This window comes from Streptomyces sp. NPDC048370 (assembly GCF_043200825.1).
Lineage (GTDB): Bacteria > Actinomycetota > Actinomycetes > Streptomycetales > Streptomycetaceae > Streptomyces.
This window is the reverse complement of sequence record NZ_JBICYI010000020.1, coordinates 1-25,653: the sequence shown is the minus strand read 5'-3', so window position 1 is coordinate 25,653 and position 25,653 is coordinate 1. Positions and strand designations below refer to the sequence as shown.

Annotated in this window: 14 protein-coding genes, 1 tRNA gene and 1 rRNA gene; 4 read left to right on the top strand and 12 right to left on the bottom strand. The window is 71.3% G+C overall.

The window, feature by feature from the left end; all coding sequences use genetic code 11:
• Window positions 1-90 precede the first annotated feature (90 nt).
• Entirely contained in the window at window positions 91-915 is an 825-nt protein-coding gene (locus ACGFYP_RS31515) for an AraC family transcriptional regulator (RefSeq protein WP_393500867.1), read from the bottom strand.
• A 91-nt stretch (window positions 916-1,006) separates the two neighbouring features.
• Between ACGFYP_RS31515 and ACGFYP_RS31510 the strand changes: the two genes are divergently transcribed.
• The 3 genes from ACGFYP_RS31510 to ACGFYP_RS31500 all read left to right on the top strand — a co-directional run bounded on the left by ACGFYP_RS31510 (window position 1,007) and on the right by ACGFYP_RS31500 (window position 7,425).
• Window positions 1,007-5,647 carry a DEAD/DEAH box helicase gene (locus ACGFYP_RS31510; RefSeq protein WP_393500864.1) on the top strand — a complete coding sequence of 1,547 codons (4,641 nt, stop codon included), beginning with the start codon at window positions 1,007-1,009 and terminating at the stop codon, window positions 5,645-5,647.
• Between the two features lie 102 nt (window positions 5,648-5,749).
• Window positions 5,750-6,559: an Fpg/Nei family DNA glycosylase gene (locus ACGFYP_RS31505; RefSeq protein WP_393500861.1), complete on the top strand. Its 810-nt coding sequence runs from the start codon at window positions 5,750-5,752 to the stop codon at window positions 6,557-6,559.
• Between the two features lie 92 nt (window positions 6,560-6,651).
• A complete protein-coding gene (locus ACGFYP_RS31500; protein ID WP_393500858.1) occupies window positions 6,652-7,425 on the top strand; it encodes an SDR family NAD(P)-dependent oxidoreductase in 774 nt (257 codons plus the stop codon).
• Between the two features lie 455 nt (window positions 7,426-7,880).
• Here the strand turns inward: ACGFYP_RS31500 and ACGFYP_RS31495 are convergent, their stop codons facing one another.
• The 9 genes from ACGFYP_RS31495 to ACGFYP_RS31455 all read right to left on the bottom strand — a co-directional run bounded on the left by ACGFYP_RS31495 (window position 7,881) and on the right by ACGFYP_RS31455 (window position 22,434).
• The gene (locus ACGFYP_RS31495) at window positions 7,881-8,357 is read right to left on the bottom strand and encodes a DNA starvation/stationary phase protection protein (RefSeq protein ID WP_361966250.1); all 477 of its coding nucleotides are present in this window, start codon (window positions 8,355-8,357) and stop codon (window positions 7,881-7,883) included.
• Window positions 8,358-8,542: 185 nt separating this feature from the next.
• Window positions 8,543-8,926: a helix-turn-helix domain-containing protein gene (locus ACGFYP_RS31490; protein WP_265864835.1), complete on the bottom strand. Its 384-nt coding sequence runs from the start codon at window positions 8,924-8,926 to the stop codon at window positions 8,543-8,545.
• A 109-nt stretch (window positions 8,927-9,035) separates the two neighbouring features.
• Window positions 9,036-9,545 (bottom strand): CinA family protein, encoded by a 510-nt coding sequence (locus tag ACGFYP_RS31485; RefSeq protein ID WP_361966252.1) that lies wholly within the window; start codon window positions 9,543-9,545, stop codon window positions 9,036-9,038.
• On the bottom strand, window positions 9,542-10,396 hold the full coding sequence (gene pgsA / locus ACGFYP_RS31480) for a CDP-diacylglycerol--glycerol-3-phosphate 3-phosphatidyltransferase (RefSeq protein WP_393500853.1): 855 nt from the start codon (window positions 10,394-10,396) through the stop codon (window positions 9,542-9,544). Before pgsA ends, ACGFYP_RS31485 begins: the two co-directional genes overlap by 4 nt.
• Window positions 10,393-11,895, bottom strand: a complete 1,503-nt coding sequence (gene rimO / locus ACGFYP_RS31475) for a 30S ribosomal protein S12 methylthiotransferase RimO (RefSeq protein ID WP_393500850.1) — start codon at window positions 11,893-11,895, stop codon at window positions 10,393-10,395. The genes pgsA and rimO overlap by 4 nt, the downstream gene beginning before the upstream one ends.
• A 73-nt stretch (window positions 11,896-11,968) precedes the next feature.
• Window positions 11,969-12,799: a helix-turn-helix domain-containing protein gene (locus tag ACGFYP_RS31470; protein WP_393500847.1), complete on the bottom strand. Its 831-nt coding sequence runs from the start codon at window positions 12,797-12,799 to the stop codon at window positions 11,969-11,971.
• 243 nt (window positions 12,800-13,042) lie between these two features.
• Entirely contained in the window at window positions 13,043-15,892 is a 2,850-nt protein-coding gene (locus ACGFYP_RS31465; protein ID WP_393500843.1) for a DNA translocase FtsK, read from the bottom strand.
• Window positions 15,893-16,019: 127 nt separating this feature from the next.
• On the bottom strand, window positions 16,020-16,691 hold the full coding sequence (locus ACGFYP_RS31460) for a response regulator (protein WP_361966262.1): 672 nt from the start codon (window positions 16,689-16,691) through the stop codon (window positions 16,020-16,022).
• A 241-nt stretch (window positions 16,692-16,932) separates the two neighbouring features.
• Window positions 16,933-22,434 (bottom strand): HAMP domain-containing protein, encoded by a 5,502-nt coding sequence (locus ACGFYP_RS31455; RefSeq protein ID WP_393500839.1) that lies wholly within the window; start codon window positions 22,432-22,434, stop codon window positions 16,933-16,935.
• Window positions 22,435-22,703: 269 nt separating this feature from the next.
• Here ACGFYP_RS31455 and ACGFYP_RS31450 point away from each other — a divergent pair, with 269 nt between their 5' ends.
• A complete protein-coding gene (locus ACGFYP_RS31450) occupies window positions 22,704-25,355 on the top strand; it encodes a SpoIIE family protein phosphatase (protein WP_393500836.1) in 2,652 nt (883 codons plus the stop codon).
• Window positions 25,356-25,478: 123 nt separating this feature from the next.
• Here ACGFYP_RS31450 and ACGFYP_RS31445 read toward each other — a convergent pair.
• Both ACGFYP_RS31445 and rrf read right to left on the bottom strand, forming a co-directional pair.
• A tRNA-Thr gene (locus tag ACGFYP_RS31445) sits at window positions 25,479-25,554 on the bottom strand.
• A 4-nt stretch (window positions 25,555-25,558) separates the two neighbouring features.
• Window positions 25,559-25,653, bottom strand: a 5S ribosomal RNA gene (gene rrf, locus ACGFYP_RS31440); the annotation flags it as partial.

Genomic DNA, 25,653 nt, shown 5'->3' with positions numbered 1-25,653 from the left:
GGTCTTGTACGTTCTTGCGCCCCCGGGCCACGCCCGAAGCCGCGCCCCGGGCCCCGCCCCGCGCCGCGCGCAGGCCTCCGCCCCGGCCGGCTACCCCGCCCGCCGCGAGCGCTGGTACGCCCCGGGCGGCACCCCCACGCTCCGTACGAAGTGCCGGTTGAGGTGCGGCTGGTCGGTGAAGCCGACGGCGACGGCCGCCTCCGCCGGTGCCGTCCCCGTGTCGAGGAGCTGCCGGGCCCGCCGCACGCGCGCGTCGGTGAGCCAGGTGTGCGGCGGCATCCCGTACGCGTCCCGGAAGGCCCGCAGCAGGGCGAAGGGGCTGGTACCGAGGTCGGCGGCGAGGCGCTCCAGGGTCGGCGGGTCGATCATCCGCTCCTCCAGGACGGCACGCGCGCGTGCCGCGTTGCGGGCGCCCGCCGAGCGGGGGGCGAGGGGCGCGATCCGGCCCCCGTGGCTGCGCAGCATCCTCGCCGTGACCAGTCGCAGCAGGCTGTCGGCGGCCAGCGCGTTGCCCTCCTCGGCGGCCCGGTGGACGCCGAGGACGAGCTGCGCCGCGTACGGATCGTCCACGACCGGGTCGGTGAACCCGACGTCGCCGCGGAGCGCCATGGTGTCCGCGGCGATGGACCGGATCAGCTCGGCGTCGGGATAGATCGTGCGGTAGGTCCACCCCTCGGGCACGCCCGCGTGCCCGGTGTGCGGAGTGTCGGGGTTGACCAGGGCGATCTGCCCGGGCCCTGCCTGCACCAGCTCGTCGCGGTAGTGGAAGGCCTCCACGCCGTCGGTGATCGCGGCGAAGACGAAGGTCTCGTGCGTGTGCCGGGCGAAGGCCTTCCGCACGTAGTGGGCGTGCAGCAGATCGACGCCGGGCAGCTCCTCGTACCGCCAGTACCGTGCGCGTTCGCCAGTCGCCATGTCCCCATTCTGCGACACCGACCGCCCCCGCCACGAGCCGGATTTCCCCAGGTCCGGGCGGTTGTCAGTGGCGGGGTGCACGATGGGTGGCATGGTCAGGTCCGCGCTCGACTCGTTCTCCCCCGCGACCCGTGGTTGGTTCACCGGGGCCTTCCACGCGCCCACGGCGGCGCAGGAAGGCGCCTGGCAGGCCATCGGCGCGGGCTCGGACGTGCTCGTGGTCGCCCCGACCGGTTCCGGCAAGACGCTCGCCGCGTTCCTCGCCTCCCTCGACCAGCTGGCGTCCACCCCACCGCCGGCGGACCCCAAGAAGCGCTGCCGCGTCCTGTACGTCTCGCCGCTGAAGGCCCTGGCCGTCGACGTCGAGCGCAATCTGCGGTCCCCGCTGACCGGCATCCGCCAGGAGTCGGTCCGGCTCGGGCTGCCCGAGCCGGACGTCAAGGTCGGCATCCGATCCGGTGACACGCCGCCCGCCGAGCGCCGCGCGCTGGCCACGAAGCCGCCGGACATCCTGATCACGACCCCCGAGTCGCTCTTCCTGATGCTGACCTCCGCCACCCGGGACGCGCTCGCCGGGATCGAGACGGTGATCCTGGACGAGGTCCACGCGGTCGCGGGGACGAAGCGCGGCGCGCACCTCGCGGTGTCCCTGGAACGGCTCGACGAGCTGCTGCCCCGCCCGGCCCGCCGGATCGGCCTGTCGGCGACGGTCCGGCCGGTGGACGAGGTGGCCCGCTATCTCTCCCCTCAGCGCAAGGTGGAGATCGTCCAGCCGCCGTCCGGCAAGGAGTTCGACCTTTCGGTCGTCGTCCCCGTCGAGGACATGGGAGAGCTGGGCGGCTCCCCCGCCTCCGAGGGCAAGGACGGTGGCGACAAGCCCTCGATCTGGCCGCACGTCGAGGAGCGCATCGCCGATCTCGTCCAGGCCCACCGCTCCACGATCGTCTTCGCCAACTCGCGCCGACTGGCCGAGCGGCTGTGCAACCGGCTCAACGAGATCGCGTACGAACGTGCCACGGGCGAGCCGATGCCCGCCGACGGCCCGCCGCCGGCCGAGATCATGGCGCAGGCGGGCGCGGCCCAGGGCGCGCCGGCGCTCCTCGCCCGCGCCCACCACGGCTCGGTCTCCAAGGAGCAGCGGGCGCAGGTCGAGGAGGACCTCAAGGCGGGCCGGCTGCCCGCCGTGGTCGCCACCTCCAGCCTGGAGCTGGGCATCGACATGGGGGCGGTGGACCTCGTCGTGCAGGTCGAGTCGCCGCCGTCGGTCGCCTCTGGCCTCCAGCGGGTGGGCCGCGCCGGGCACCAGGTGGGCGCCGTGTCGACGGGCGTGGTGTTCCCGAAGTACCGGGGCGACCTGGTGCAGGCCGCCGTGGTCACCGAGCGGATGCGCAGCGGTTCCATCGAGTCGATGCGCATCCCGGCGAACCCGCTGGACGTCCTCGCGCAGCAGCTCGTGGCGATGGTCGCCCTGGACACCTGGCAGGTGGACGACCTGCTGGCGACGGTCCGCCGGGCCGCTCCGTTCGCCTCGTTGCCCGAGTCGGCGTTCACGGCCGTCCTGGACATGCTGGCCGGGCGTTATCCGTCGGACGCCTTCGCCGAGCTGCGCCCGCGCGTGGTCTGGGACCGGGTCGCGGGCACGGTCACCGGCCGCCCTGGCGCGCAGCGCCTCGCCGTCACCTCGGGCGGCACGATCCCCGACCGAGGTCTCTTCGGCGTCTTCCTCGTCGGTTCCGACCCCAAGAAGGGCGGCGGCCGGGTCGGCGAGCTGGACGAGGAGATGGTGTACGAGTCCCGGGTCGGGGACGTCTTCACGCTGGGCACCACCTCCTGGCGGATCGAGGACATCACCCGGGACCGGGTCCTGGTCACCCCGGCCCCCGGGGTGCCGGGGAGGCTGCCGTTCTGGAAGGGCGACCAGCTGGGCCGCCCGCTCGAACTGGGCCGCGCGGTGGGCGCGTTCCTGCGCGAGGTCGGCTCCCTGGAGACCGAGGACGCCAGGCTGCGCCTCGTCGCCGCCGGCCTGGACGCCTGGGCCGCCGACAACGTCCTGGCGTATCTCACCGAGCAGCGCCAGGCCTGCGGCCATGTGCCGGACGACCGGACGATCCTCGTGGAGCGGTTCCGGGACGAGCTCGGCGACTGGCGGGTCGTCATCCACTCCCCCTTCGGGGCTCAGGTGCACGCCCCTTGGGCGCTGGCCCTGGGGGCCCGGCTCGCCGAGCGGTACGGCATGGACGCGCAGGTGATGCACGCCGACGACGGGATCGTGCTGCGGCTGCCGGACGCCGATCTGATGGGTCTGGACCTCCTGGACGAGGAGCCGGTCGACCCCGGACGGCACCTGGACACGACGTACGACTCCGACCAGGCCCCGATCGGCGCGGCGGACGCGCTCTTCGACAAGGGCGAGATCGGCCAGATCGTCACCGACCAGGTCGGCGGATCGGCCCTCTTCGCCTCCCGATTCCGCGAGTGCGCCGCCCGGGCCCTGCTGCTGCCCAAGCGGAATCCGGGCAAGCGCACCCCGCTCTGGCAGCAGCGTCAGCGCGCGGCCCAACTGCTCCAGGTCGCGAGCGAGTTCGGCTCCTTCCCGATCGTCCTGGAAGCGGTCCGCGAGTGCCTCCAGGACGTCTTCGACGTCCCCGGGCTCCAAGAGCTGATGGGCGACATCGAGGCCCGCCGCGTCCGGCTCGTCGAGGTGACCACCCCCGAGCCCTCGCCGTTCGCCCGCTCCCTGCTCTTCGGCTACGTGGCCCAGTTCCTGTACGAAGGCGACTCCCCGCTCGCCGAGCGACGGGCCGCCGCCCTCTCCCTGGACTCGCGCCTCCTGGCCGAACTGCTCGGCCAGGCCGAGCTGCGCGAACTGCTCGACGCCGACGTCCTGACGGAGCTGGAGCGGGAGCTCCAGTGGCTCACCGAGGACCGCCGGATCAAGGACGTGGAGGGCGTGGCCGACGCGCTCCGCGTCCTCGGCCCGCTCACCGAGGCCGAGTTGGCCGAGCGCGGCGGAGAGCCCGCCTGGGTCCACGAGCTGGGAGCGGCCCGCCGGGCCATCCGGGTCCGGATCGCGGGCACCGACCACTGGGCGGCGATCGAGGACGCCGGCCGGTTGCGGGACGCCCTCGGCACGGCGTTGCCGGTGGGGGTCCCCGAGGCCTTCACGGAGCCGGTGAAGGACCCCCTGGGCGATCTCCTCGCCCGTCACGCGCGCACGAACGGCCCGTTCACGTCATCCGCGGCCGCGGCCCGCTTCGGCCTCGGCGCCGCCGTCACCGACGGGGCCCTCCAGCGCCTGGCGGCCGCGGGCCGGGTCGTCCAGGGCGAGTTCCACCCCTCCGGGATCGGCCAGGAGTGGTGCGACGCGGCGGTGCTGCGCCGACTGCGCCGCCGCTCGCTCGCCGCCCTCCGGCACGAGCTGGAGCCGGTGCCCCCGGCCGCGCTCGCCACCTTCCTGCCCCAGTGGCAGCACCTGGGGAGCAACAGCCTGCGCGGGATCGACGGACTGGCCCGCGCCGTCGAGCAGTTGCAGGGCGCGCCCGTGCCCGCCTCCGCCCTGGAGAAGCTGATCCTGCCGTCCCGGGTCAGGGACTACTCCCCCGCCCTGCTCGACGAGCTGACCACGACCGGCGAGGTCGTCTGGGCCGGCGCGGGAGCCCTGCCCGGCAAGGACGGCTGGATCTCGCTCTATCTGGCGGACGCGGCCCCTTTGTTGCTCCCGCCGCCGCACCCCTTGGAGCAGTCCGCGCTCCACGAGTCGGTGCTCACCACCCTCTCCGGCGGCTACGGCCTGTTCTTCCGCCAGATCGCCGACCAGGTGCGGGCCACCACCCACCCGGACGCCACCGATCCCCAACTGGCCGACGCCGTCTGGGACCTGGCCTGGTCCGGCCGGCTCACCAACGACACCCTCGCCCCGCTGCGCTCCCTGCTCGGCTCGGGCCGCACGGCGGGCTCCACAGCCCACCGGGCCAAGCGGACGATCCCGCGCGGCCGTTACGGCACGCTCACCGCGGCCGCCCGGCCCGCGTCCCGGACGGGCCCGCCCACGGTCAGCGGACGCTGGTCGCTGCTCCCGCCCGTCGAACCGGAGCCGACCCACCGCGCCCACGCACTCGCCCGCACCCTGCTCGACCGGCACGGAGTGGTCACCCGGGGCGCCGTGGCCGCCGAAGGGGTCGAGGGCGGCTTCTCGGCGACGTACCGCATCCTGGCCGCCTTCGAGGACAGCGGGCAGGCGCGCCGCGGCTATGTGGTGGAGGGCCTCGGCGCGGCCCAGTTCGCGATGGACGGCGCCGTGGACCGGCTGCGGGCGGCGGCGACCGCCCGGGACCGCGGCGCGGAGGCCGGCGCGGGCCCGCGCGCGGTGGTGCTGGCCGCCGCCGACCCGGCCAACGCGTACGGAGCGGCGCTGCCCTGGCCCGAGCCGCCGAGCGGCGCCGGGCACAAGCCGGGCCGGAAGGCGGGGTCCATGGTCGTCCTGGTCGACGGAGAGCTCACGCTCTACATGGAGCGCGGCGGCAAGACCCTGCTGTGCTGGCCGGAGGACTCCGAGGACCCGGCACTCAGAGCCGCGGCCGAGTCCCTGGCCTCGGCCGCCCTCGCGGGCTCGCTCGGTACGGTCACGGTGGAACGGGTCAACGGAGCCACCGCCCTCACCTCCCCCCTCGCCCGCCCCCTGGAGGCCGCAGGCTTCCACGCCACCCCGAGGGGACTGCGCCTCCGCCCTTGAGCGTCCCGACCCGTCACCCGAGCCGGCCGACCCGTCACCTCAGCGACCCGACCCGACCCACCGCCTGAGCGCCCCGGCCCGTCACCGACGCATCATGGAGCCATGCCCGAAGGAGACACGGTCTGGCAGACCGCCCGCCGCCTGCACTCGGCGCTGGCGGGGCGGGTCCTGACCCGGTCGGATCTGCGCGTGCCCCGGTTCGCCACCGCCGATCTCACCGGCCGCTCCGTCCTGGACGTGACACCGCGCGGCAAGCACCTCCTGACCCGGTTCGACGGGGGTCTGACCCTCCACTCCCATCTCCGGATGGAGGGCGCCTGGCGCGTGTTCGCCACCGGTGAGCGCTGGAGCGGTGGCCCGGCCCACCAGATCCGGGCGATCCTCGCCAACACCGAGCAGACCGCCGTCGGCTACCGGCTCCCCGTGCTGGAACTGATCCACACGGCCGAGGAGGAGAACGTGGTCGGCCATCTGGGCCCGGACCTCCTCGGCCCGGACTGGGACGCGGCGGAGGCCGTCCACCGCCTCACCGCCGACCCCGGCCGCCCCCTGGGCGAGGCCCTCCTCGACCAGCGGAACCTCGCGGGCATCGGCAATGTGTACAAGTCGGAGCTGGCGTTCCTCGCCGCCGTCACGCCCTGGCTCCCGGTCGGCGAACTCCCGCCCGGCGTCCCCGAACGCCTGGTCGCCACCGCCCATCGCCTCCTCGATGCGAACAAGGACCGTCCGGACCGGCGCACCACGACGACCCGCCACCCCGCGCACCACCTCTACGTGTACGGCCGCGAGAACCGCCCCTGCCTGCGCTGCGGCACCCCCGTGCGCCGCTCCGGCCCCCCGGCCCACCACTCGACCCCCGAAGACCGCGTCTCGTACTGGTGCCCCGGCTGCCAAAAGGGCCCCACCACCTGACTTCTGCCCTCACTCCGGCTTCAGATGCCCGCCCCTCACGAATCCACCCCCACCAATTGACGGACCGTCAGATCCAGTCGTACGGTCCGGTCATGGCCCTCACGGCGTACGACTTCACCGGCCGCACCGCCTTCGTCACCGGAGCCGCGAGCGGGATCGGCCGCGCGACCGCCACGCTCCTCGCCCAGGCGGGCGCAACCGTCCACTGCGCGGACCGCGACGAGCCAGGCCTCCACGAGACCGCGAAACTCGTCTCGGAACAGGGCGGCACCGCGCACACCCACGTCCTCGACGTCACCGACCGCGCCTCCCTCGCCGCGGCCGTCGCAGCCGTCACCGCCGCCGGCCCGCTGCACACGATGGTCGCCGTCGCCGGGATCATGCACACGAGCACCGTCCTGGAGACCCGGGACGAGGACCTCGACCGTGTCCTCGCGGTCAACTTCAAGGGAGTCCTCTACGCCTGCCAGGAGGCCGCCCGCGCGATGATCGCGACCGGAACGCGCGGCTCCATCGTCACCATGGCCTCAGGCGCCATGGACACCGCGAGCCCCGGCCTGCTCTGCTACAGCGTCACCAAGGCCGCCGTCGTACAGCTGACCAAGACGCTGGCCACCGAGGTCGGGCAGCACGGCATCCGGGTCAACGCGATCGCCCCGGGCTGGATCCGTACCCCCATGACCGACCGGCACGAGCCCGCCGCCCAGGAGCAGGCGGAGGCGGCCATGGCCCGTCGCTCCCCCCTGGGCCGGGTGGGCGAACCGCAGGACATCGCGCACGCGGTCCTCCACCTCGCGTCCGACGCCGCCGCCTTCACGACGGGTCAGATCCTCCGCCCCAACGGCGGCGTCGCGATGCCGTGGTGACCCGCGCGGAACCCCCGGTATCCCGCCCGGACCGCCCGGACCGCCCGGACCGCGCAGACCGCACAGCCCGCCCGGACCGTCCGACCCGCCCGGCCCTCCCGAACCGCACAGCCCGCCCCGCCCCTCCGGCCCGCGCCGGTCCCGCGCGCGTCCGGCCGCCCACGGCGGCGGACGCCGTCACGTGCACCGGCAGCAGACTCAACCCCCAGCCGCCGGCCGCGACCGCCCCTTCCACCAGCCCCGACTGCTCGGGGACCAGCACCAGTCGCAGCACCGCCCACCACCACAGCCCGCCGGCCGCAAGCCCGCCCGTCACCCACACGAGCGCCACCAGCGCAACCCGTCGCCGTACCATGGCCGCCTCCTGCGGTCGACGCTAGACCGGCCGTATCACCCGGCGGGAGGGCGCACCGGAGGCAGACCCGGCGCACGCACCGCGCAGCGCGGGCGCCACGCTAGGCGCTCTCGGCCTGGAACATCCAGGCGTGCTTCTCCAGGTCGGCCGTCAGACCGATGAGTACGTCCTGACTGATCGGGTCGGGCTCGCCGGTCTCCTGGATGCGCTCCCGCATCCGCAGGACCACCGCGCCGAGCGCCTGGACCAGGATCTCCACCGCGTCCTTGTCCTTGATCCAGCCGTTCGCCACCGCGACCGCCCCCACCGCGCTCGTCGAGGCGACCGTCGCGGATCGCCCGTCCGGGTTCACACCGATCGCCGACGCACGTTCGGCGACGACGTCGGAGTGCTGACGGGCGGTGAGCACGACCTCGTCGAGCTGCAGATGGATCGAACGGAACCGGGGCCCCACCACGTTCCAATGCACCTGCTTGGCAACCAGGGCCAGGTCGACGAGGTCGACCAACGCGCCCTGCAGAGCGTCGCCGACCGTCTTCAGGTCGGCGTCGGACAGGGGGCTCTTGACGACAGACATACGGATTCTCCAACCAGTCGTACGTTCTCCCCACGATGCACGAACCACGAAAGCCAGGCATCTCGGAACAATCCGTAACCGCACGACTGATTCAAGAACAAATCAGGAACAGATCAAGAGCGAAAGAGCGAAAGCCCCGGTCGATGTCCGTGGAGGACACCGACCGGGGCTTCGCCCACTTCGGTTCAGGCAGCGACGACGTCGACCGCTTCGGCGGGCGCCTTGATGGTCACCCGCTCGGTGGACACACCTGCCACCGACGTCACCGACACCGAATTGAGCATCGGGCGTACCGGCGCCGGCACCGGTTCGCTCGCCGCTGCCGACTCGGCCAGTTCGGCCAACGACAGCTCGTCGCTCACTTCACGCATGAGCTCGGACATCCGTACGTCAAGCGCGTCGCAGATCGCGGAGAGCAGCTCGGAGGAAGCCTCCTTCTGCCCCCGCTCCACCTCGGAGAGATAGCCGAGCGAAACTCGGGCGGACGAGGAGACTTCGCGCAGAGTACGGCCCTGGCGCTGGCGCTGCCGACGCAGCACGTCACCCAACAGGCGACGGAGCAGAATCATCGGTGGCTCCCTCCTCGGACCGCGTAGCCGCATCCTTCACGCCCCACCGTACCGCCTCGCGCTGCGGCCGTGCGGGGAGCGATGTCGTGTTCACTCAGGGCTGCAAACATCAATTCCCCCCGTTCTGTTCCGTATCCTGTGCCCGCCCATTTCCCGAGAGTTCGTCGTCGAGCAGTTCCAGCACGCTCCGTACGCTCTCTCTACGGATTTCCGCACGGTCGCCGTTCAACCGCAATGCGACCACTTTCCCGGCCCCTACGGGCCCCGCGACCGCCACGTACACCGTGCCGACCGGCTGCCCGTCCTGCGAATCGGGCCCGGCGACACCGGTCGTCGCGATGCCCCAGTCTGCGCCGAGCCGGACGCGCGCACCCACCGCCATCTGCAGCGCGACCTCGGGGTCCACCGCTCCGTGCTCGCCGAGCAGGAGCTCGTCGACGCCCAGGAGATCCCGCTTGAGGGCCGTGGCGTACGCCGTGACGGACCCGAGGAAGACCTTCGACGCTCCGGGCACGGAAGTGAGCTCCGCGGCCACCAGACCGCCCGTGAGGGATTCCGCCGCGGCGAGGCTCTGGCCACGCTCCGCAAGCAGCTCCAGCACCCGGGCGGCCCCGTTCATCGCCCCGACCCCGCCGCGGGCCCCGCCGTGGAGGCATCACTCGTGGAGACCTCCGACGCATCCGACCCACTCGTCGGCCCCGGCACAGGCGGCTGCGCCGCGCTCTCAGGGGCCTCAGCGGCCGCTACAGCCCCCTCAGCACCACCGGCACCACCAGCGCCACTGACACCACCCGCAGCACCCGCACCACCGGAGGCAAGGCGCGCGGCCCGCTCCTCCGCCAGCCCTCGGCGCCGCAGCACGATCGCCTGCCGGACGTAGTCCAGACCGGTGACGACCGTCAGCACGACGGCGACCGCCATCACCCAGAAGCGCAAGGTGGCGAGTGGACCGGTCAGCATCAGCACGTACATCCCGACCGCCGTGCCCTGCGCCAAGGTCTTCATCTTGCCGCCGCGACTGGCCGGAATCACCCCGTGCCGGATCACCCAGAACCGCATCAGCGTGATCCCGAGCTCGCGCGCGAGGATCACGATCGTCACCCACCACGGCAGGTCCCCGAGCGACGACAGGCAGATCAGCCCGGCCGCCATGATCGCCTTGTCGGCGATCGGGTCGGCGATCTTCCCGAAGTCCGTGACCAGGTTGTACGCCCGCGCCAGATGGCCGTCGAAGACGTCCGTGATCATGGCGACGGCGAAGGCGGCCCATGCCCAGGCGCGCCAGACCGGATCGTGTCCGCCGTCCTGGAGCAGGAGCAGCACGAAGCCGGGCACGAGCACCAGGCGGATCATGGTGAGGATGTTGGCGATGTTCCACAGGCTGGCCTGGTTGACCGCCGCAGAGCCCAGCTTGCCGCCGGGCGCGGGCCTACCGGTCCCGCCCGTCGCGGATGCCGGGACTCCGGTCATCTGCCCGCCTCCTCGAAAAGACACTCGGCCACCAGGTCGACGCCTTCCGTTCCCACGACCTTCGCCTCGACCATACGGCCAGGAGTCAGCTCCCGGCTCGCGGCGGAGTCCGCGGTGATGACGACCTGGCCGTCCGTCTCCGGCGCCTGGTGCGCCGCGCGGCCGATCACGCCGTCCTCCTCGTCGACCGATTCGACCAGTACTTCCAGGGTCTCTCCGATCCGCTCCTCCGCACGCTGGGCGGTGAGCTCCTCGGCGAGCCGCGAGAGGTGGGCGAGCCGCTCGTCGACGACCTCCTGGTCGAGCTTGTGCTCGTACGTGGCGGCTTCGGTGCCGTCCTCGTCGGAGTAGCCGAAGACGCCGATGGCGTCGAGCCGCGCGTGGGTGATGAAGCGTTCCAGCTCAGCGAAGTCCGCCTCCGTCTCGCCGGGGAAGCCGACGATGAAGTTGGACCGGGCACCGGCCTGCGGGGCCTTGGAGCGGATGGTCTCCAGGAGCTCCAGGAAGCGGTCGGTGTCGCCGAAGCGGCGCATGGCCCGCAGCACGTCCGGGGCGCTGTGCTGGAAGGAGAGGTCGAAGTACGGGACGACCTTGTCGGTCGAGGTCAGGACGTCGATGAGGCCGGGCCGCATCTCGGCCGGCTGGAGGTAGCTGACCCGGACCCGCTCGATGCCGTCGACGGCCGCGAGGTCGGGCAGCAGGCTCTCCAGGAGGCGGATGTCACCGAGGTCCTTGCCGTACGAGGTGTTGTTCTCGGAGACCAGCATGACCTCCTTCACACCCTGCTCGGCGAGCCAGCGCGTCTCGTTGAGGACGTCGGAGGGCCGCCGCGAGACGAAGGAGCCACGGAAGGACGGGATGGCACAGAACGAGCACCGGCGGTCGCAGCCGGAGGCCAGCTTCACCGAGGCGACGGGGCTGCGGTCGAGCCGGCGGCGGAGCGGGGCGCGCGGCCCGGAGGCCGGCGCCAGGCCGTCGGGCAGGTCGGCCGGCACGTTCTCGGGGGCTTCGGCGGGCGCCTCGACGGCGCCGTGGCCCGGGAGGGCGATCCCGGCGGCGGCCTGCTGGCGCTCCACGGGGGACAGCGGCAGCAGCTGGCGCCGGTCGCGCGGGGTGTGGGCCTCCACGCTGCCACCGTTGAGGATGGTCTGGAGCCGGTTGGAGATGTCGGCGTAGTCGTCGAAGCCGAGCACACCGTCGGCCTCGGGGAGGGCGTCGGCGAGTTCCTTGCCGTACCGCTCGGCCATGCAGCCGACGGCGACGACGGCCTGGGTCTTGCCGTGATCCTTCAGATCATTGGCTTCGAGGAGGGCGTCGACGGAGTCCTTCTTGGCGGCTTCGACGAATCCACAGGTGTTGACGACGGCGACATCGGCGTTCTCGGCGTTCTCGACGAGCTCCCAGCCGTCCGCTGCCAAGCGGCCTGCGAGCTCCTCCGAGTCCACCTCGTTACGGGCGCAGCCAAGAGTGACAAGGGCGACGGTACGGCGTTCGGGCATGGACTCAAGACTACTTCGTCCCGGCCGTACCCCCGCCGCGCAGGGTTCACCTGCGCGACGGTCGCCCGGCGGATCATCCGGCCTCGGGGTCGCCCTTGGCGTAGGAGAGCCGCTCGACGGCACCGGATTCGAACTTCTCTTCGATCTTCTTGCCGTTCACGAAGAGCTCGATCGGACCCGCGTTGCCGAGGATCAGGTCGACGCGCTCGTCGTCCTGGAAGGTCTTGGACTCGCCCTTGAGGAGGAGTCCGTCGAAGAGCAGCTTGCCGTCGCTCGCCTTGGCCGAGATCCAGCTCTTGTCGTCGATCGCGGTCAGCTTGACCGTGACCTTGTCCTTCGGGACCGCCGCGATGGCGCTCGGCACCGGCTGCGGCGCGGTGGTCTTGGCGGGCTTCGTGGTGGGGCTGGTCGTCTTCTTCTCCGGGGCCGGGCCCTCGGCGACGGCGCCCGCCCCGTCCTTCGTCTCGGTCCCGTTGAACATCGTGAAGCCGACGAAGCCGACGACGGCGACGATCGCGGCCACCATGGCCGCGGTCCAGTTGGGGCGACGCGGCTCGGGGCGGATGCGTTCCGCCTCGAACAGCGGCGCCGCAGGGGTCGGCGCGGGCCGTCCGCCGTGATCGGCGTCGTACTGCTCGATCAGGGGCGCGGGATCGATGCCGACGGCGCGGGCGAGCGTACGGATGTGCCCGCGGGCGTAGACGTCGCCGCCGCAGCGGGAGAAGTCGTCCTCCTCGATCGCGTGCACGATCGGGATGCGGACCCGCGTGGAGGCACTGACCTCGTCGACGGTGAGACCGGCGGCGATCCGGCCCTGCTGGAGGGCACGACCGATCGAATCCCGGTCGTCTGCCGGGAAGTTCCGGTCGTCTTCGGGGGATTCGGGGGAGTTGCCGATGGACACGAGAGCGCCTTTCGAGCGTGTAACCACCTGCTGGATGTTCAGTCTATGGGTGGTACGAAAGGGTGGGGCAACCGGGCGGACGCTGTTTGTACGCCATGAGGCTGGGACATCCTTCTGTCCCTCCCTCCAACTTGACGTACGGCCAAGGGAAACGGTTGCCCAAGTTCCCTTACGAGTGAGTCTCGACAGGGTCTCGTTACGGCGAGGATCACGGCGGGAGATCGGCCGGACCCCGCCCGCCGCTCACCCCTCGGACTCCCCCCGGATCACGGCCAGCACCCCGTCCAGCTCGTCCGGCTTGACGAGCACGTCCCGCGCCTTGGACCCCTCGCTCGGTCCGACGATGCTCCGGGACTCCATCAGGTCCATCAGCCGGCCGGCCTTGGCGAAGCCGACCCGCAGCTTGCGCTGGAGCATCGACGTGGAGCCGAACTGGGTGGAGACGACCAGCTCAGCGGCCTGACACAGCAGGTCGAGGTCGTCGCCGATCTCCTCGTCGATCTCCTTCTTCTGCTTGGTGCCGACGGTGACGTCGTCCCGGAAGACCGGCGCCATCTGGTCCTTGCAGTGCTGGACGACGGCCGCGACCTCGGCCTCGGTGACGAAGGCGCCCTGCATGCGGACGGGCTTGTTCGCGCCCATCGGCAGGAACAGACCGTCACCCTTTCCGATGAGCTTCTCGGCTCCCGGCTGGTCGAGGATGACCCGGCTGTCGGCGAGCGAGGAGGTCGCGAACGCGAGCCGCGAGGGCACGTTCGCCTTGATCAGACCCGTGACCACGTCCACCGAGGGCCGCTGGGTGGCGAGCACCAGATGGATTCCGGCCGCACGGGCCAACTGGGTGATCCGGACGATGGCGTCCTCGACGTCCCGGGGCGCGACCATCATCAGGTCGGCCAGCTCGTCGACGATCACCAGCAGGTACGGGTAGGTCCTCAGCTCGCGCTCGCTGCCCTCGGGCAGCTTGACCTTGCCGTTGCGGATGGCCTCGTTGAAGTCGTCGATGTGCCGGAAGCCGAACGCGGCCAGGTCGTCGTAGCGCAGGTCCATCTCGCGCACCACCCACTGCAGCGCCTCCGCGGCCCGCTTGGGGTTGGTGATGATCGGCGTGATCAGGTGCGGGATGCCCTCGTACGCGGTGAGCTCGACCCGCTTCGGGTCGACGAGCACCATCCGGACGTCCTCGGGGGTCGCCCTTATCATGATCGACGTGATCAGGCAGTTGATGCACGAGGACTTTCCTGAGCCCGTGGCACCGGCGACCAGGACGTGCGGCATCTTCGCCAGATTGGCCATCTCGTAGCCGCCCTCGACGTTCTTGCCGAGCGCGACCAGCATCGGATGGTCGTCCTCGGCCGCCGCGGCGAGGCGCAGCACGTCGCCGAGGTTCACCATCTCCCGGTCGGAGTTCGGGATCTCGATGCCGACCGCGGACTTGCCGGGGATCGGCGAGATGATCCGTACGTCCGGAGAGGCGACGGCGTAGGCGATGTTCTTCGTCAGGGCCGTGATCTTCTCGACCTTCACGGCCGGGCCGAGCTCGACCTCGTACCGCGTGACCGTCGGCCCGCGCGTGAAGCCGGTGACGGCCGCGTCGACCTTGAACTCGCTGAAGACGTTCGAGAGCGAATCCACCACGGCGTCGTTCGCCGCGCTGCGCGTCTTGCCCGGCCCGCCGCGCTCGAGCAGGTCGAGCGAGGGCAGCGCGTACGTGATGTCCCCGGACAGCTGGAGCTGCTCCGCGCGCGGCGGCAGCTCGGAGTGGTCCGGCGCGGGCTTGGTGAGGTCCGGTACGGCTCCGGGCAGGCGCCCGGCCTTCTCGGCGCGGGCGGTCGGCACCGGCGCACCGGACGGCGCCCCGGCGTTCCCCGTGGCCCCGCCCTTCCCCGTGGCCTCAGCAGCCTCGGCGGCCTCGGCGGCAGCCGCTGCGACGGCGGCGGCGCGCTCGGCGGTGACGTCCCGGGTGAGGTCGGCGACCAGCGGGGAGGGCGGCATACCGTTGAGCACCGCCCCGTCGAGGGCGGCGGCGGCCGCGGCGGCCACGTCCACGGCGTCCATGGGCCGGTCGAAGGCGGGCTGCACCGAGGACCTGCGCGGGCGCCTGCGCCGGGTGAGCGCCTCCTCCTCGGCCTGGTCGACGTCGTACACCTGGTGGGACCCGGGGGGCGTGCGCCGGGCGCGCCCTGCGGGCTGAGACCCACCCTCGCGCCAGTCGTCCTCGTACGCCTCCGCCTGGGCCTCGGGATCGGCCTCGGGGTCGTACGCCGGCTCGACCAGGCCGAGCCTGGCGCCGAGCGCGCGCAGGCGCTGGGGGATGGCGTTGACGGGCGTGGCGGTGACGACGAGCAGTCCGAAGATCGTGAGCAGCACCAACAGCGGTACGGCGAGGACCTCGCCCATCATGAAGATCAGCGGCTTGGACGCGGCCCAGCCGATGAGCCCGCCGGCGTCCTGCATGGCCTTGGTGCCCTCGCCCCGGCCGGGCGAGCCGCAGGCGATGTGGACCTGTCCGAGCACCCCGATGACGAGGGCGGACAGACCGATGACGACCCGGCCGTTGGCGTCGGGCTTCTCCGGATAGAGGATCAGCCGGATGCCGATCGCACCGACCAGCAGCGGCACGAGCAGATCGAGCCGGCCGAACGCCCCGGTGACCAGCATCTCGACGAGATCGCCGACCGGGCCGCGGAGATTGGACCAGGTACCGGCCGCGACGATCAGGGCGACGCCGAGCAGCAGCAGCGCCATGCCGTCCTTGCGGTGCGCGGGGTCGAGACCCTTCGCGCCACGCCCTATCCCCCGGAACACCGCCCCCACACCGTGCGCGAGACCGAGCCAGAGCCCGCGCACCAGCCGGTACACACCCCCGGTCGGGGAGGGCGCGGGCTTGGGCGCCGGCTTCTTCGCGGCGGTCTTCTTGGCGGGCGCGCGCTTCGCGGGCACGGCCTTCTTCGCCGCGGTCTTCTTCGCGGGCGGTTTGGCGGGGGACTTGGCGGGCGCCGCCTTCTTCGCGGCACCGCTCGTACGGCCGGCGCGCGGCTTCGCGGTGCCCGCCGTGCCCTGGGAACCCTTGCCGGACGTACGTGAGGCCATGATGCTGAGGTTACCGGTGTGAGCCGCGTCGGACACGTGCCCGTCCGGGCTCACCCGTTCGTGTCGTCCGGACAGGGGCGCGAAACTGACGCCCGCTCACCGCGGGCGCTCGCACCTTGACGGTGCGTCAGCTCTGCGAGGGCAGGACGGGCGGGCCGCCCGCGCCGGGCTCCAGGGCGTCCAGGGCCCGCCGCAGCCCGGTGAGCTTGCGCTCCAGATGGGCGGCGGTGGCGACGGCGGCGGCGTCGGCCGAGTCGTCGTCGAGCTGCTTGGACAGCGCCTCCGCCTGCTCCTCGACCGCCGCAAGGCGGGCGGAGAGCTCGGCGAGCAGCCCGGCCGACTCCTTGGCGTGGCCGCCGTGGCCACCCTCCAGCTGGAGCCGGAGCAGCGCGGCCTGCTCACGCAGCTGACAGTTCTTCATGTACAGCTCGACGAAGACCGAGACCTTGGCGCGCAGCACCCACGGGTCGAACGGCTTGGAGATGTAGTCCACCGCGCCCGCCGCGTAACCCCGGAAGGTGTGGTGCGGGCCGTGGTTGATGGCGGTGAGGAAGATGATCGGGATGTCCCGGGTCCGCTCGCGCCGCTTGATGTGCGCCGCGGTCTCGAATCCGTCCATTCCCGGCATCTGGACATCCAGCAGAATGACCGCGAAGTCATCGGTCAGCAGCGCCTTGAGCGCTTCCTCCCCGGACGATGCCCGCACCAGCGTCTGATCGAGCGCGGAGAGAATGGCCTCCAGCGCCAGCAGATTCTCCGGCCGGTCATCGACCAGGAGGATCTTGGCCTTCTGCACCATGCCCCGTCCTCCTCGCCCCGGCATCGGCTCTCCCCGACTCGCCGAGCCGGGGGAAGCACCGGGCGCCGCCCCAGAAGACGACTCCCATGCGCCGTCCGTCCTTGTGCCGGTCATGGTAGCCGCACCCCGCCTGTCGCCACACCCTGTCACCACGATGTCACTGTGCACGTAGCAGAAACGTGGTGAGAGACCAGAAGGTTCCCCGTATCCCGTCCTCTCACACGCCTGCGGCGACAGTGCGTCAACAACCCTCGCTTCCGTTTCCGCGCATCCACTCTTCCATCACCGACAGCAGGTGATCGGGATCGACCGGCTTGGTGACGTAGTCGGAGGCACCCGACTCGATCGCCTTCTCCCGGTCGCCCTTCATCGCCTTCGCGGTGAGCGCGATGATCGGCAGCCCGGCGAACTGCGGCATCCGGCGGATCGCCGTCGTCGTCGCGTATCCGTCCATCTCGGGCATCATGATGTCCATCAGAACGACCGTCACATCGTCGTGCTGCTCCAGGACTTCGATGCCCTCGCGCCCGTTCTCCGCGTACAGCACCGCGAGACCGTGCTGCTCAAGGACGCTGGTGAGCGCGAAGACGTTACGGATGTCGTCGTCCACGATCAGCACCTTCTCGCCGCTGAACAGGAACGTACGGCGCGGCTCGGACTCCACCCGCTCCTCGTCGGCGGCCGCCTGCTCGGCCTGACCGGTCCGGCCGGGCTGGCCCGGCAGCGCGGGCCGGTCGTCGAACCCGGACTGCTGCACCGCCTTGCGCCGGTGCCGGAACAGCGCGCCCGCGCCGGAGCGCAGATCGGCCGCCATGGCCGTGGGCGGGAACGGGGGCAGGATCTCGTCGACCGAGCCGTCCTCCAGACCCGTGCGCGGGTCCGGCCCCTGCTCCCCCGCCCCGTAGCCGTGCGGCGGCAGCTCGCTGGGGCTCAGCGGCAGGTAGAGCGTGAACGTGGAGCCGCGGCCCGGCTCGCTCGCCGCGTAGATCTCTCCGCCGAGCAGCCGCGCGATCTCCCGGCTGATCGACAGACCCAGGCCCGTACCGCCGTACTTGCGGCTGGTCGTCCCGTCCGCCTGCTTGAACGCCTCGAAGATCACCCGCATCTTGCCCGCGGCGATCCCGATGCCGGTGTCCGTCACCGAGAAGGCGATCAGGTCGGCCTCCGGGTCGCGCAGCGAACCGGACTCCAGGAGCTGCTCCCGGATCGACTGCGGTACGTCCGTCCCGGCCGGCCGGATCACCAGCTCCACCGCACCGCTGTCGGTGAACTTCACCGCGTTGGACAGCAGGTTGCGCAGCACCTGCAGCAGACGCTGCTCGTCGGTGTGGAGCGTGGCGGGCAGCTCGGGTGAGACCCGGACCGAGAAGTCGAGGCCCTTCTCCGCGGTCAGCGGCCGGAACGTGGCCTCCACGTAGTCGACGAGCTGGACGAGAGCGATACGCGTCGGGGAGACGTCCATCTTGCCCGCCTCGACCTTCGACAGGTCGAGGATGTCGTTGATCAGCTGCAGCAGGTCGGAACCGGCGCCGTGGATGGTCTCGGCGAACTCGACCTGCTTGGGCGAGAGGTTGTGGTCCGCGTTGTCGGCGAGCAACTTGGCGAGAATCAGCAGCGAGTTGAGCGGCGTACGCAGCTCGTGCGACATGTTCGCCAGGAACTCGGACTTGTACCGCATGGAGACGGCGAGCTGTTCGGCCCGCTCCTCCAGGACCTGCCGGGCCTCCTCGATCTCGGTGTTCTTCACCTCGATGTCCCGGTTCTGCCGGGCGAGCAACTCGGCCTTCTCCTCCAGCTCGGCGTTGGAACCCTGGAGCTCCTTCTGCCGGTGCTCCAGCTCCGCCGAACGCTCACGCAGCTGCTCGGTCAGCTCCTGGGACTGCTTGAGCAGCACCTCGGTCTTGGTGTTGACGCTGATGGTGTTGACCGTGGTGGCGATCAGCTCGGCGAGCTGGTTGAGGAAGTCCCGCTGGATCTGTGTGAACGGCTGGAAGGAGGCCAGCTCGATCACACCGAGCACCTTCCCCTCGAAGAGGACGGGAAGGACGATCACATGCGCCGGGGCGGCCTCGCCGAGCCCGGACGAGATCTTCAGATAGCCCGGCGGCACATTGACCTGGATCGTCCGCTTCTCCTCGGCCGCCGTCCCGATGAGCGTCTCGCCCGGCCGGAACGAGGTGGGCATGGAACCGGTGGAGTACCCGTAACTGCCGCGCATCCGCAGCTCGTACGCGCTCTCCCCCAGCCGGCCGAGTTCGGTGCCGCCGGTCGCGGTGCCGGTCGGCATCGCCACGAAGAAGGCGCCGTGCTGGGCGGAGACGACCGGGGTCAGCTCGCTCATGATGAGCGAGGCGACGTCGTCCAGGTCGCGCCGGCCCTGCATCAGACCGGAGATCCGGGCCAGGTTGCCCTTGAGCCAGTCCTGCTCCTCGTTGGCGAGGGTGGTGTCGCGCAGGTTGGCGATCATGGTGTTGATGTTGTCCTGGAGGGCCTGGATCTCGCCCGCCGCGTCCACGCCGTCGATCTTCAGGTTCAGATCGCCGCGGGTCACCGCCGTGGCGACGGCCGCGATCGCGCGCACCTGCCGGGTCAGGTTCCCGGCCATCTCGTTCACGGACTCGGTCAGGTCGCGCCAGGTGCCGTCGACGTCCCGGACGCGCGCCTGGCCGCCGAGGATGCCCTCCGTACCCACCTCACGGGCCACACGCGTGACCTCCTCGGCGAAGGAGGACAGCTGGTCGACCATCGTGTTGATGGTGTTCTTCAGCTCCTGGATCTCACCGCGCGCGTCGATGTCGATCTTCTTGGTGAGATCGCCCTTGGCGATGGCGGTCGTGACGGCGGCGATCTGACGCACCTGACCCGTCAGGTTCGACGCCATCGAGTTCACCGACTCGGTCAGGTCCTTCCAGGTGCCCGAGACACCCGGCACCCGCGCCTGACCGCCCAGCTCGCCCTCCGTACCCACCTCGCGGGCGACACGGGTCACCTCGTCGGCGAACGACGACAGGGTCGTCACCATCGTGTTGACGGTGTCGGCGAGCTCGGCGACCTCGCCGCGCGCCTCGACCGTCACCTTCTTCGTCAGGTCGCCGTTGGCGACCGCCGAGGAGACCCGGGAGATGTTCCGCACCTGACTGGTCAGGTTGTTGGCCATCAGGTTGACGTTGTCGCTGAGGTCCTTCCAGATGCCGGTGACCCCGCGCACCCGCGCCTGACCGCCGAGGATGCCCTCCGTACCCACCTCGCGGGCGACTCGCGTCACCTCGTCCGCGAAGTTCGACAGCTGGTCGACCATCGTGTTGACGGTCGTCACCAGCTCCAGGATCTCGCCCTTGGCATCGACGGTGATCTTCTTCGACAGATCGCCCTTGGCGACCGCGGTCGTCACCTCGGCGATGTTCCGCACCTGCGAGGTCAGGTTGTTGGCCATGAAGTTCACGGACTGGGTGAGGTCCTTCCAGGTGCCGGAGACCCCCTGCACCTCGGCCTGACCGCCCAGGATTCCCTCCGTACCCACCTCACGGGCCACCCGCGTCACCTGCTCCGCGAAGCTGGAGAGCTGGTCGACCATGGTGTTGAGGGTGTTCTTCAGCTCCAGGATCTCGCCGCGCGCGTCCACGTCGATCTTCTGCGACAGATCACCGCGCGCCACCGCCGTGGCGACACCCGCGATGTTGCGGACCTGCGCGGTGAGGTTCCCGGCCATGCCGTTCACCGAGTCCGTCAGATCGCGCCACACACCGGCGACGCCCGGCACCTGCGCCTGACCGCCGAGCCGGCCGTCCGTACCCACCTCACGGGCCACCCTGGTCACCTGCTCCGCGAACGCGGACAGCTGGTCGACCATCGTGTTGATGGTGTTCTTCAGCTCCAGGATCTCGCCGCGCGCGTCCACGTCGATCTTCTGCGACAGGTCACCCCGCGCCACCGCCGTAGTCACCTGGGCGATCTGCCGCACCTGGGACGTCAGGTTGCCGGCCATGAAGTTGACGGAGTCGGTGAGCTCCTTCCACGTACCGGAGACACCGTCGACGCGCGCCTGACCGCCGAGGCGGCCCTCCGTGCCCACGTCACGCGCCATCCGCGTCACCTGGTCGGCGAAGTTCGACAGCTGCGACACCATCGTGTTGACGGTGTTCTTCAGCTCCAGCATCTCGCCCGCGACATCGACGGTGACCTTCTGCGACAGATCACCGTTGGCGACCGCCGTCGTCACCTGCGCGATGTCCCGCACCTGACCCGTCAGGTTGCGGAACGCCGTGTTCACCGAGTCGGTCAGGTCCTTCCAGGTCCCCGCGGCGCCCGGTACGTGCGCCTGCCCACCGAGCAGACCCTCGACACCGACCTCCCGCGCGACCCTGGTCACCTCGGAACCGAACGCGGACAGCTGGTCCACCATCGTGTTGACGGTGTTCTTCAGCTCCAGCATCTCGCCGGCCACGTCGACGGTGACCTTCTGCGACAGATCACCGTTGGCGACCGCCGTCGTCACCTGCGCGATGTCCCGCACCTGCGTGGTGATGTTCCGGAAGACGGTGTTGACCGAGTCGGTCAGGTCCTTCCACGTGCCGGCCGCACCGGGCACCTGCGCCTGCCCGCCGAGCACACCCTCGGCGCCGACCTCGCTCGCCACCCGGGTCACCTCGTCGGCGAACGTCCGCAGCGTCTCGGTCATCTGGTTGATCGTGTCCGCGAGCTGCGCGACCTCGCCGCGCGCACTGACCGTGACCTTCTGGGACAGATCGCCGTTGGCGACCGCGGTCGTCACCTCGGCGATCCCCCTCACCTGATTGGTGAGATTTCCCGCCATCGTGTTGACGGAGTCGGTGAGGTCCTTCCACACGCCGCCGACCCCGGCGACCTCCGCCTGACCACCCAGCTCGCCCTCGGTACCCACCTCACGGGCGACCCGGGTCACCTCGGAGGAGAACGACGACAGCTGATCCACCATCGTGTTGACGGTGTTCTTCAGCTGCAGCATCTCGCCGGCCACATGAACCGTGACCTTGTTGGACAGATCACCCCGGGCCACCGCGGTCGTCACCAGCGCGATGTCCCGCACCTGAGCCGTCAGCCGGTACGCCATCGTGTTGACCGAGTCCGTGAGGTCCTTCCACGAACCGGACATTCCACGCACCTGGGCCTGACCGCCCAAGATGCCCTCCGTACCGACCTCCAGCGCGACCCGCGTCACCTCGTCCGTGAACGCCGACAGCTGGTCGACCAGGTTGTTCACGGTCCGGGCGACCTTCAGGAACTCGCCGCGCAACGGCCGCCCCTCGGGCCCCTCCGACCGCAGGTCCATCCGCTGACCGAGATCACCCTCGGCCACCGCCGAAAGAACCCGCCCCACCTCGGAGACGGGCCGCGTCATGTCGTCGACCAGCGCGTTCGCGGCCTCGATCGCCGCCAGCCAGGCACCCTCGCTGGGCCCCGCCTCCAGGCGCTCGGACAGCTTGCCCTCACGCCCCACCGTGCGCCGGACCCGCGACAACTCGCCGGTCAGCTGCATCTGCCGGTCGGCGACCTCGTTGAAGACGGCGGAGATCTCCGCCATCACCCCGTCGCCCGACACGGTCAACCGCTTACGGAAGTTCCCGTCCCGCATCGATACCAGGGCGGAGAGCAGCCGATCCATGGCCGCCGCGTCCACCTGCACCGTCTCACCGCTCCGGGGCCGTCCGCCCTTCGCGCGCGTCGCGCCGCCGCCACCGCGCCGCGCTGCCGTGCCAGACTCCACCGTGTCCCTCCCGAAGGGGTTGACCGTACTGCCCGGGCAGTCACCACAAGCCTGCCCAGTGTTTCACCGCAGCCGAACCTGGCGATAACAGTTCGGCAGCTTCGCATAGCGTCCCCACCCCCGGGGGACGGAAACAGCGGCGACCGGCATCCGCTCGGACAGCGAAGGTAAGTAACCTGGCATCCGGCTGTCCAACCGCCCCGGTCCGCCCGGCAGGGGCGGGGTGGCGCGAATCGACCACCGGGCGCAGCGGGAGGGGCAGACCGACCATGGCGGAGCCGGGCGTCGAGACGCGTACGAGGAGTTCTGTGATCACCGCGCGGGCGGCTGCGACCTTCGACCCCGTCGGGCGGTCCGTCGCGACCGCCCGCGCCTTCGTCCGGGACACCCTCCAGGGCTGGGGGTACGCCGAGGTCGTCGACGACGCCGTCGTCCTGACCAGCGAACTCGTCACCAACGCCGTCATCCACGCCGGCACCGCGGCCGACGTCCTGTGCCTGCGGAGCGAGGACGGCATCCGCGTCGAGGTCGCCGACCGCTACCCCGAGCGCGAGATCCCCGTCCAGGGCGGCCGCACCGTCGCCCACCCCGACCGCGAGAACGGCCGGGGCCTGCTCCTGTGCGCCGCCCTCGCCACCCGCTGGGGAGTCGAGTACACCCCGACGCACAAACATGTCTGGTTCCAGCTCGATCTGCCCGAGCGCCCGATCGGCACCCGCTCCGCCGGACCGGTCCTCCCCGACGCCCTCCTCCCCACCGCGGACAGCCGCGTCCGCGTCGCCGTCGCCCAGATCGACCGCGGCGGCGCCATCACCTCGTGGAACGAGGACGCCGAGGAGCTCTTCGGGTACGCCGCCGAGCAGGTCACCGGCAAGCCCCTCGGCGACCTCGCCGCCTGGCCACACACCCCCGGCATCGGCACCGGCCTCGCCGAGGCCCTGCGCCTCTCCCGCTGGGAGGGCAGCTACGGCATCCGCTGCGCCGACGGCCGCATCATCCCCGTCTACGCCTCCCACCTCCGCGTACGCGACGCCGAAGGCGAACCCTCGACGGTCTGCCTGCTGGTACGGGAGTACGAGCGCGCCATCCTCCAGACCCCCCAGCGCCCCGCGGTCTCCGACGCGGGCTCGGAGAGCCGCGCCACGGACCCCTTCGAGGTCTTCATCGGCTCCCCCGCCCCCGACGACCTCGACGGCCTCCTGCAGCGCACGGTGGAGCGCGCCCGCGACATGCTGGACGGCGACTCCGCCTTCCTCCTGCTCGCCACCGACGACGAGACCGAACTGGAGGTCCGGGCCACCACCGGCCTCCCCTCCGCCCGCCAGCGCTTCGCCCGCGTCCCCGTGGAGACCGGTGCCAGCCGTTACGGCTCCGCCCGGATGCCGGCCGTCCACGAGGACCTGGCGGCCGTCCCCGGCGCCGTCCCGCTCCTCGAAGGCACCGGCATGCGCTCCGTCGTGACCGTGCCGCTCAAGGTCGAGGGCCGCCTCACCGGCTCCCTCGGCGTCGCCGCCGAAGGCTCCAACCGCTACTCCAACGAGGAGGCCCTGCGCCTCCAGTTCGCCGCCGACCGCATCGCGCTCGCCGTCGAGTCGGCCCGCCTCGGCGAGCTCGAACGCCTCCGCCGAGGCTCCCTCAGCTTCCTCGTCGAGGCCTCCGACCTGCTGGCCGGAACCCTCGACCGCGACCAGACCCTGGCCCTCATGGCCCAGATGACCGTCCCGACCCTCGCCACCTGGTGCGCCGTATACACGATCGCCGACCAGGCCTCGGACCCGTACCTCTCGTACGTCCTGCACGAGGACGAGGACCGCATCGACGGACTCAAGGCCCTGCTGTCCTCCATCGCCCCACCGGACCCGGTGCCCACCCCCGGCGCCCGCGTCTGGGCAGCCCCGGGCGAGGCCGCCCACCGCGCCGCGCTCTCCACCTCGATGCGCGAACTCGGCCACGGCAGCGGCCCGTTGTCCTCCGGCATCGACACCACTCTCGCCACGGCAGCCGCCGTGGGCGGCGAGACGGTGGTCCTGCCGCTGGTCGCCCGCAACCGCGTGATCGGCATGCTCACCCTCGGCAAGCCCTCGGACGACCACTTCCGCCAGGAGATCCTGGAGCTCGCCGAGGACCTGTCCCGCCGAGCGGCGCTCGCCCTGGACAACGCCCGTCTCTACTCGGAGCGCATGGCGATCAGCCAGTCCCTCCAGCGCAGCCTCCTGCCGCCCGGCCTCCCCCAGATCGACAACGTGGAGGTCGAGGTCATCTACCGCGCGGCCGGCGAGGGCAACGAGGTCGGCGGAGACTTCTACGACCTCTTCCCCATCCGCGACAACGCCTACGGCTTCGCCATCGGCGACGTCTGCGGTACGGGCCCGGAAGCCGCAGCCGTCACGGGCCTGGCCCGCCACGCCCTGCGCCTCCTTGCCCGCGAGGGCTTCGGCGGCCCCGCGGTCCTGGAGCGCCTCAACGCGGCGATCCTCGACGAGGGCGCCCGCAGCCGCTTCCTGACACTCCTCTACGGCGAGCTGTGGCCCCAGGAGGACGGCTCGGCCATCCTCAAGGTCGTCTGCGCCGGCCACCCCCTGCCGCTACGCCTCCGCCAGGACGGCACGGTCGTCCCGGCCGCCGACCCGCAGCCGCTCCTCGGCGTCATCGACGACCTGGAGCTGTACGAGCAGACCATCACCCTCGAGCCGGGCGACGTCCTGCTCTGTGTCACGGACGGCGTCACGGAACGCCGTGAGGGCACGCGGATGCTCGGCGACGACGGCCTGATCGAGGTCCTCAAGACCTGTACGGGCCTGACGGCCGGCGCGGTAGCCGCCCGCATCCTCCGCGCCGTCGAACGCTTCGCCCAAGAGCCCGCCTCCGACGACATGGCCATCCTTGCCATGCGCCTCCCGGAGCCCCTCACCGGCAACTGACGCACGTGTGGGCCCCTGCTCCGAACGGGGCAGGGGCCCACACGCCGATATGGCACTCACGTCACACAGGGCACAAAACAAAGAAGGCCCCCGCCATCAGGCGGGGGCCTTCTTTGTTTTCGCTGGAGCCCTTTAACGGAATCGAACCGTTGACCTTCTCCTTACCATGGAGACGCTCTACCGACTGAGCTAAAAGGGCGGGAGTTCGGCGGCGTCCTACTCTCCCACAGGGTCCCCCCTGCAGTACCATCGGCGCTGAAAGGCTTAGCTTCCGGGTTCGGAATGTAACCGGGCGTTT

Bases quoted from the DNA above. Each gene is read 5' to 3' on its own strand.
- ACGFYP_RS31515 (WP_393500867.1), bottom strand. From the start codon at position 915: ATGGCGACTGGCGAACGCGCACGGTACTGGCGGTACGAGGAGCTGCCC.
- ACGFYP_RS31510 (WP_393500864.1), top strand. From the start codon at position 1,007: ATGGTCAGGTCCGCGCTCGACTCGTTCTCCCCCGCGACCCGTGGTTGG.
- ACGFYP_RS31505 (WP_393500861.1), top strand. From the start codon at position 5,750: ATGCCCGAAGGAGACACGGTCTGGCAGACCGCCCGCCGCCTGCACTCG.
- ACGFYP_RS31500 (WP_393500858.1), top strand. From the start codon at position 6,652: ATGGCCCTCACGGCGTACGACTTCACCGGCCGCACCGCCTTCGTCACC.
- ACGFYP_RS31495 (WP_361966250.1), bottom strand. From the start codon at position 8,357: ATGTCTGTCGTCAAGAGCCCCCTGTCCGACGCCGACCTGAAGACGGTC.
- ACGFYP_RS31490 (WP_265864835.1), bottom strand. From the start codon at position 8,926: ATGATTCTGCTCCGTCGCCTGTTGGGTGACGTGCTGCGTCGGCAGCGC.
- ACGFYP_RS31485 (WP_361966252.1), bottom strand. From the start codon at position 9,545: ATGAACGGGGCCGCCCGGGTGCTGGAGCTGCTTGCGGAGCGTGGCCAG.
- pgsA (WP_393500853.1), bottom strand. From the start codon at position 10,396: ATGACCGGAGTCCCGGCATCCGCGACGGGCGGGACCGGTAGGCCCGCG.
- rimO (WP_393500850.1), bottom strand. From the start codon at position 11,895: ATGCCCGAACGCCGTACCGTCGCCCTTGTCACTCTTGGCTGCGCCCGT.
- ACGFYP_RS31465 (WP_393500843.1), bottom strand. From the start codon at position 15,892: ATGGCCTCACGTACGTCCGGCAAGGGTTCCCAGGGCACGGCGGGCACC.
- ACGFYP_RS31460 (WP_361966262.1), bottom strand. From the start codon at position 16,691: ATGGTGCAGAAGGCCAAGATCCTCCTGGTCGATGACCGGCCGGAGAAT.
- ACGFYP_RS31450 (WP_393500836.1), top strand. From the start codon at position 22,704: ATGGCGGAGCCGGGCGTCGAGACGCGTACGAGGAGTTCTGTGATCACC.